The following is an 8,490-nucleotide window of genomic DNA, read 5'->3' on the forward strand; positions in this document are numbered from 1 at the left end:
CATAGTGTTTCGGTGGTCATAGCGTTAGGGAAACGCCCGGTTACATTCCGAACCCGGAAGCTAAGCCTTTCAGCGCCGATGGTACTGCAGGGGGGACCCTGTGGGAGAGTAGGACGCCGCCGAACAACCCGCCCTTTTAGCTCAGTCGGTAGAGCGTCTCCATGGTAAGGAGAAGGTCAACGGTTCGATTCCGTTAAAGGGCTCAGAAAAGAAGGCCCCCACCATTCGGTGGGGGCCTTCTTGCGTTGGTCAGTAGTAGCCGGTCTCGCCGTCGAGGAGCTCGCGCAGCGCGTCCAGGTGGCCGGCGTGACGGGCCGTCTCCTCGATCATGTGGAGCAGAATCCAGCGCAGGGAGGCAGAGCCGGCCTTGTAGTCGGCGTTACGGCCGGTGTCGTCCAGGGAATGCGCGGCGATGATCTCGTTCGATATCGCGCACTGGTCGTCGTACTCCTCCAGGAGCTGGGTCAGCGAGGTTCCCTCGACCCGCATGTCCGCGTCCTCGATGTCCCCGAACTGGGGATTCTGATCGGACGGGCGGTCCAGGAGCATCACTTCGAACCAGCAATGCTCCACCCAGCGCATGTGGGAGACGAGTCCGGCGACCGTCATCAGGGGCGAGGCCGGAAGGACGGCGCGGTGGGCGTTCTCCTCGGCGAGACCCTGGCACTTCCACTGGATGATGGAGCGCTGCATGTCCAGCCAGCCGACGAGCTGAGTGCGCTCATCGGCGGTGTATTCGGGGCGAGTTCGGGGGGTCGGCATGCCCGGTGACGCTAGCGCAGGTTTAGGCCAGGCGCAGCTGTTTTGCCGGGGATTAATCGCCCGACCGCTGTTCCGGCACCCGGAAGGCCAGGATGGCCATGTCGTCCGAGGCCGGTTCCGCCGCGAAGCGCTCGACGGCGCGCAGCACGCGCGAGGCGACGGCGCCGGCGGTCAGGCCCGTGCAGGTGGTGAGGACGTCCGCGAGGCCGTCGTCACCGAGCATCCGGGTGCCCTCGCGGCGCTCGGTCACGCCGTCCGTGACGCAGAGCAGTACGTCGCCCGGGTCGAGCGTGAGCGTCTCCTCGTACAGGTCGAGGTCCTCCATGACGCCGAGCAGCGGCTGGGGTTCGGCCGCCGCGACCACCTCGCCGTCCGGGCGCAGCCGCAGCGGCAGCGGGTGTCCGGCGCAGACCACCTTCATCAGGGCGCCGCCGGCGGGCTGCGGGTGCAGCTCGCCGTAGAGGAGGGTGAGGAAGCGGCTGCGGGCGCCCTCGTCCAGGATGGCCGCGTTGAGCCGCTCCAGGACGGCCGGGCCGCCCAGGCCCTCGCGGGCCAGCAGGCGCAGGGCGTGCCGGGCGAGGCCGGTGACGGCGGCGGCCTCCGGGCCCGTCCCGCAGACGTCGCCGATCGCGAAGCCGTAGGCGCCGTCGCGGATCGGGAAGACGTCGTAGAAGTCGCCGCCCACCTCGTTGCCCTCGCCGGCCGCGCGGTAGATGACCTCGACCTCCATGCCGGGGATCGCGGGGGAGCCGGGCGGCAGGAGGCTGCGCTGGAGGGAGCGGCTGATGGCCATGCGCTCGGAGTAGAGGCGGGCGTTGTCCAGTGCGAGCGCCGCGCGCCGGGAGAGGTCCTCGGCGAGTTCCAGGATCTCCTGGCGGAAGTGCTCCCCGGAGGGGTTGCCGAGGGTCAGCATGCCGATCACGCGGTTGCGGGCCATCAGGGGCAGGACGACGGCTTCGCCGCCCACCGCTCCGGCGGCCGCGCGCCAGGGGCGGGCGGCCGGGGGCTCGGTGAACCGCTCGGGCGGGCTGAGCCGGGCCAGGAGGGCCTTGAGGCCGTCGATGCGTTCCTCGTCCTCGTGCAGCACGTAGCTGAGGTACGGCTCGGAAGCCTGGTCGGCGATCGTGTAGACGGCGCACCAGGTGGCCAGGGTCGGCACGGTCATCTGGGCCGTCAGGGCCAGGGTCTGGTCCCGGTCGAGGGTGCCGGCCAGCAGGTCGGAGGCCTCGACGAGGAAGGACAGCGAGCCGCGGCGCAGCCGCTCCAGCTCGCCGAGGCGGGCGGACTCCACCGCGAGGGCGATCCGGTCGGCGGCGAACTGCAGCCGCAGGGCCTCCGCGTTGGAGTAGCGGCCGGGCATCTCGGCCGCGACGCCCAGGGAACCGGTGAGCCGGCCCTCGACCTTGAGGGGGACGGTGACCGCGGAGCGCATGCCCGTGGACTGGAGCAGCGGTACGGCGCCGGGCTGGGAGGCGAGGTCCTCGTGGACGGCGGGCATCCGGGCGGAGCCGAACCGGTTGGCGCCGGCCTCGACGGGGACCCGGGCGAAGCGCTGGCGGGTGGAGGGCAGGCCGGTGGTGGCCCGTACCTCCAGTTCCGTCTCGTCGTCGGTGGCCAGCAGCAGGAAGGCGGCGTCGGCGTCGAGCATGTCGCGGGCGCGCTCGACGGTGCGCTGGAGGAGTCCGTCGAGGTCGTCCGGGGCGGGGGAGCCGATGAAGACCTCGAAGGGGTCGGCGGCGCGCGGCTCGGTGAACGGGCCGGCGTCGGCCGTGGGGACCCGGGCCGGGGTCTGGAGCAGGGCCCGTTCGTCGTCGTGGACGAGCAGGCAGACCACGGAGGGCTCGCCGTGGGCGTCGCGGACGCGCAGGTGCGAGGCGTAGACGGGGATGATCCGGCCGTCGGCGGCGCGCAGGCCGTAGCTGCCCTCCCAGCGGGACAGCCGCAGGGCCTCGGCGATGCCGGTGCCGGTGCCGGGGGTCTGCGGCCAGGCGGCGAGCTCGCTCAGGGGGCGGCCGACCACCTTCTCGGCGAGGTGGCCGAAGATGTGCTCGGCGTCCTCGTTCCAGGCGCTGATCAGGCCGCCGGCGTCGATCTGGAGGACGGCGACGCGGACCCGGGCGTCGGCCAGGGGCAGCATGCGGTCGGGGACGACGGGACCGGCGGAGCGGGTACCGACCGGACGGTCCGGCAGGTCGAGCCGGAACCACACCTGCTTGTGGGTGGCCGTGTACTCGACGCCCCAGCGGGTGGCGAGGGCGGCGCAGAGCATCAGGCCGCGGCCGTTCTCGCGGTCCGGGTCGCCGTACGGGCGCTCGGCGGGGTGCTGGACGGGGAGCTCGCGCTCCGGGTAGCGGTCGGCGACCTCGACCCGTACGCCGTCCTCGGCGCGCAGGCACAGCACCTCGGCCCGGGTGCCGGCGTGCACCACTGCATTGGTCACCAGCTCGCTGGTGAGCACCACCGCGTCGTCGACCACGTCGGCGTACCCCCATCCGTGCAGGGTGTCGCGGACGAACGCGCGGGCCGCGGCGACCGAGCGCCCGACGGGATCGAAGCTGGCAGCCGCCCGAGCCGTGATCACGAGTCTCCTTCGACGCGGTGGGACAGTCGGATGCCAGGTTACTTACCTTCGCGGCCGGTACGGGTGCCGTCCTCACGAAGTCCACCCGCAGGTGCAGGCCGTGTGCGAAGGTGCCGAAGTGTTATGGCCGGGTTCCGCCGGGGTGAAACACTGGGAAGGCTAGAAGGGCCGACCGCGGGAATCCGGTGGCCGGTCGAGCAGTGGTCGAACCCCTGATCGGGAGGGACACGGTGGAGTCTGGCGTAGCCGCGCGACGCTCGGGCACGCGCGCGAAGGGCGGACGAACCCGCCGGGGCGGGACGACGGAGGTCGATACCGCGGCCTTGAACCGGCTGCTCGCGGCGCTGGTGTCGATGCGGGACGGGAACTTCCGCAAGCGCCTGACGGTGTCGGGCGACAGTGTGATGGCGGAGATCGCCGCCGTCTACAACGAGGTCGCCGACCGCAATCTGCACCTGACCGGGGAGCTGTCCCGGGTGCGGCGGACGGTCGGGCGCGAGGGCAAGCTGAGCGAGCGGCTGGAGACGGGGGTCTGCGAGGGCTCCTGGGCGGCCGCGATCGACGCCTCGAACCAGCTGGTGGACGATCTCGCCCGGCCGGTGTCGGAGGTCGGCCGGGTGCTCTCGGCGGTGGCCGAGGGCGATCTCCAGCAGCGGATGGAGCTGCGTACGCAGGGCCCGGACGGGGTGGGGCACCCGCTGCGCGGGGAGTTCCTGAGGGTCGGCCGTACGGTCAACAACCTGGTGGACCAGCTGTCGGCGTTCACCGACGAGGTGACCCGGGTCGCGCTGGAGGTGGGCACCGAGGGCAAGCTCGGCGGCCAGGCCCAGGTGCGCGGAATGTCTGGTTCCTGGAAGGACCTGACCGACTCCGTCAACACGATGGCCTACCGGCTCACCGCTCAGGTGCGTGATATCGCGCTGGTCACGACGGCGGTCGCCAAGGGCGATCTCTCGCGCAAGGTCACGGTGCACGTGGCCGGCGAGATGCTCCAGCTGAAGAACACCGTGAACACCATGGTGGACCAGCTGTCGTCGTTCTCCTCCGAGGTCACGCGGGTGGCCCGGGAGGTGGGTACGGAGGGTGAGCTGGGCGGCCAGGCCACGGTGCCCGGCGTCGCCGGCGTGTGGAAGGACCTGACCGACTCCGTCAACACGATGGCGGGCAACCTGACGGCCCAGGTCCGGGGAATCGCGCAGGTCACGACGGCCGTGGCGAACGGTGACCTGACCCGGAAGGTGACGGTGAGCGCGCGGGGCGAGGTGGCGCAGCTCGCCGAAACGATCAATCAGATGACGGACACCCTGCGCACCTTCGCCGACGAGGTGACCCGCGTGGCCAGCGAGGTCGGCGCGGAGGGCCTGCTCGGCGGCCAGGCGCAGGTGCCGGGTGCGGCGGGTACGTGGAAGGACCTCACCGACTCGGTGAACACGGTCTTCCGCAACCTGACCACTCAGGTACGGGACATCGCCCAGGTCACCACCGCGGTGGCCAACGGCGATCTGTCGCAGAAGGTCACGGTCGACGTGGCCGGCGAGATGCTGGAGCTGAAGAACACCGTCAACACGATGGTGGACCAGCTCCAGGCCTTCGGTGCCGAGGTGACCCGGGTGGCCCGGGAGGTCGGCGCCGAGGGCGAGCTGGGCGGTCAGGCGCAGGTGCCGGGTGCGGCGGGTACGTGGAAGGACCTCACCGACTCGGTGAACACCGCCTTCCGCAACCTGACGGGCCAGGTGCGCAACATCGCGCAGGTGACCACGGCGGTGGCCAACGGCGACCTGTCGCAGAAGGTCACCGTGGACGTCTCCGGCGAGATGCTCCAGCTGAAGGTCACCGTGAACACGATGGTCGACCAGCTGTCGTCCTTCGCCGACCAGGTCACGCGGATGGCGCGGGACGTGGGCACGGAGGGCCGGCTCGGCGGGCAGGCCCGGGTGGAGGGGGTGTCCGGCACCTGGAAGGAGCTGACCGACTCGGTCAACTTCATGGCCGGCAACCTGACCTCCCAGGTGCGTCAGATCGCGCAGGTGACCACGGCGGTGGCGCGCGGTGATCTGTCGCAGAAGATCGACGTGGATGCGCGCGGGGAGATCCTGGAGCTGAAGAACACCATCAACACGATGGTGGACCAGCTCTCCGGCTTCGCCGAGCAGGTGACCCGGGTCGCGCGGGACGTGGGTACGGAGGGCCGCCTGGGCGGTCAGGCGCAGGTGCCGGGCGTGGCCGGTGTGTGGCGCGACCTGACGGACTCGGTGAACGGCATGGCCGGGAACCTGACGTCGCAGGTGCGCAACATCGCGCAGGTCGCCACGGCGGTGGCGCGCGGTGATCTGTCGCAGAAGATCGACGTGGATGCGCGCGGGGAGATCCTGGAGCTGAAGAACACCATCAACACGATGGTGGACCAGCTGTCGAACTTCGCCGAGCAGGTGACGCGGGTGGCCCGCGAGGTGGGTACGGAGGGCATCCTCGGCGGCCAGGCCGAGGTCAAGGGCGTCTCCGGCACCTGGAAGGACCTCACCCAGTCCGTCAACTTCATGGCGAACAACCTGACCTCGCAGGTGCGCAACATCGCCGAGGTGACCACGGCGGTCGCGATGGGCGACCTGTCCAAGAAGATCACGGTCGACGCCAAGGGCGAGATCCTCGAACTGGTCACCACCGTGAACACGATGGTGGACCAGCTGTCGTCGTTCGCCGAGCAGGTCACCCGGGTGGCCCGCGAGGTGGGCTCGGAGGGCATCCTGGGCGGCCAGGCCCGGGTGCGCGGGGCCACCGGCATCTGGAAGGACCTCACCGACAACGTCAACACGATGGCCGGCAACCTGACCGCGCAGGTGCGCGGGATCGCCCAGGTCTCGGCGGCGGTCGCCAACGGCGACCTGACGAAGAAGGTCACGGTCGAGGCGCGCGGCGAGGTCGCGCAGCTCGCCGACACCGTCAACACCATGGTGAAGACGCTGTCGTCGTTCGCCGACGAGGTGACGCGGGTGGCCCGTGAGGTGGGCACCGACGGCATCCTGGGCGGCCAGGCGCACGTACCGGGTGTGTCGGGGACGTGGAAGGACCTCACCGACTCGGTGAACTTCATGGCCTCCAACCTCACCGGCCAGGTGCGGCAGATCGCCATGGTCACGACCGCCATCGCCAAGGGCGACATGACCAAGAAGATCGACATCGACGCCCGGGGCGAGATCCTGGAGCTCAAGACCACGATCAACACGATGGTCGACCAGCTGTCGTCGTTCGCCGACCAGGTGACCCGGGTGGCCCGCGAGGTGGGCACGGAGGGCATCCTCGGCGGTCAGGCCCGGGTCCGCGACGTGGACGGCACCTGGCGCGATCTGACCGAGTCCGTCAACGAGATGGCCGGCAACCTCACGCGCCAGGTGCGGGCCATCGCGGCCGTCGCCACGGCGGTGACCCGCGGCGACCTGAACCTGAAGATCGACGTGGACGCGGCGGGCGAGATCCAGGTCCTCCAGGACAACATCAACACGATGATCGCCAACCTGCGCGACACGACGCTGGCGAACAAGGAGCAGGACTGGCTCAAGGGCAACCTGGCCCGCATCTCCGGCCTGATGCAGGGCCGCCGCGACCTCGACGACGTGGCCGGCCTCATCATGAGCGAGCTGACGCCGGTGGTCTCCGCCCAGCACGGCGCGTTCTTCCTGGCCCAGCCGGCCGGTGGCACCAGCGAGATCGGCACCGAGGCCGGCGAGGGCTCGTACGAGCTGCGGATGCGCGGCAGTTACGGGTACGCGGGCAGCCAGATGCCGACGTCGTTCCGCCCGGCCGAGGGGCTGATCGGGACGGTCGCGGAGGAGAAGCGGACGATCTTGGTCGAGAACACCCCGCCCGGCTACCTGAAGATCTCCTCCGGGCTCGGGGAGGCCCCGCCGGCGCAGGTGATCGTGCTGCCGGTGCTGTTCGAGGGCAAGGTGCTCGGCGTCATCGAGCTGGCCTCCTTCCAGCCGTTCACGCAGATCCAGAAGGACTTCCTGTCCCAGATCGCCGAGATGATCGGTACGAGCGTCAACACCATCAGCGTCAACTCCAAGACGGAGATGCTGCTCAAGCAGTCGCAGGAGATGACCGAGCAGCTGCGCGAGCGGTCCGACGAGCTGGAGAACCGGCAGAAGGCGCTCCAGGCGGCCAACGCCGAACTGGAGGAGAAGGCCGAGCTGCTGGCCCAGCAGAACCGGGACATCGAGGTGAAGAACACCGAGATCGAGGAGGCCCGGCAGGTCCTGGAGGAGCGCGCCGAGCAGCTGGCGGTCTCGATGCGCTACAAGTCGGAGTTCCTGGCCAACATGTCGCACGAGCTGCGCACCCCGCTCAACTCGCTGCTGATCCTGGCCAAGTTGCTGGCCGACAACGCCGACGAGAACCTCTCGCCGAAGCAGGTCGAGTTCGCCGAGACCATCCACGGCGCCGGCTCGGACCTGCTCCAGCTGATCAACGACATCCTGGACCTGTCGAAGGTCGAGGCGGGCAAGATGGACGTCTCGCCGACCCGGATCGCGCTGGTGCAGCTGGTCGACTATGTGGAGGCCACCTTCCGGCCGTTGACCGCGGAGAAGGGCCTGGACTTCTCGGTGCGGGTCTCCCCGGAGCTGCCCGCGACGCTGCACACCGACGAGCAGCGCCTGCTGCAGGTGCTGCGCAACCTGCTGTCGAACGCGGTGAAGTTCACCGACACCGGCGCGGTGGAGCTGGTGATCCGGCCGGCCGGGCCGGACGTCCCGCAGGCCATCCGCGAGCAGCTGCTGGAGGCGGGCTCGCTGCGGGAGGCGGACGGCGACCTGATCGCCTTCTCGGTCACGGACACCGGGATCGGCATCGCCGCGAGCAAGATGCTGGTGATCTTCGAGGCGTTCAAGCAGGCCGACGGCACCACCAGCCGCAAGTACGGCGGTACCGGGCTCGGCCTGTCCATCAGCCGGGAGATCGCCCGGCTGCTGGGCGGCGAGATCCACGCGGCCAGCGAGCCGGGCCGCGGCTCCACCTTCACGCTGTACCTGCCGCTGCACCCGAGCGAGCTGCCGCCGCAGGGGTACGCGCAGCCGGCGCCGGGCAGCCGCGGCGACCTGTACCGCCGCGCGGCCGGTCAGGCCGCCCCGCTGCCGCCGGCGGAGCCGGAG

At 70.5% G+C, this 8,490-nt stretch carries 3 protein-coding genes, 1 tRNA gene and 1 rRNA gene; 3 read left to right on the plus strand and 2 right to left on the minus strand.

The window, feature by feature from the left end:
* The first annotated feature begins 8 nt into the window (after window positions 1–8).
* Window positions 9–125: ribosomal RNA gene (rrf, locus tag GPJ59_RS29660) — 5S ribosomal RNA — on the plus strand.
* 5 nt (window positions 126–130) lie between these two features.
* Window positions 131–203: transfer RNA gene (locus GPJ59_RS29665), tRNA-Thr, on the plus strand.
* Window positions 204–249: 46 nt separating this feature from the next.
* Here the strand turns inward: GPJ59_RS29665 and GPJ59_RS29670 are convergent.
* Both GPJ59_RS29670 and GPJ59_RS29675 read right to left on the minus strand, forming a co-directional pair.
* Window positions 250–762, minus strand: coding sequence for a DinB family protein (locus GPJ59_RS29670; protein ID WP_219670998.1), 513 nt, complete (start codon window positions 760–762; stop codon window positions 250–252).
* Window positions 763–814: 52 nt separating this feature from the next.
* Window positions 815–3,343, minus strand: coding sequence for a SpoIIE family protein phosphatase (locus GPJ59_RS29675; RefSeq protein WP_219670999.1), 2,529 nt, complete (start codon window positions 3,341–3,343; stop codon window positions 815–817).
* Between the two features lie 230 nt (window positions 3,344–3,573).
* On the opposite strand from GPJ59_RS29675, the gene GPJ59_RS29680 reads away from it, so the two are divergent.
* Window positions 3,574–8,490: HAMP domain-containing protein (locus GPJ59_RS29680; RefSeq protein WP_308120557.1), on the plus strand; the 4,917-nt coding region annotated here is incomplete at its 3' end.

Origin of the sequence: Streptomyces bambusae (genome assembly GCF_019400985.1) — a bacterium.
GTDB lineage: Bacteria > Actinomycetota > Actinomycetes > Streptomycetales > Streptomycetaceae > Streptomyces > Streptomyces bambusae_A.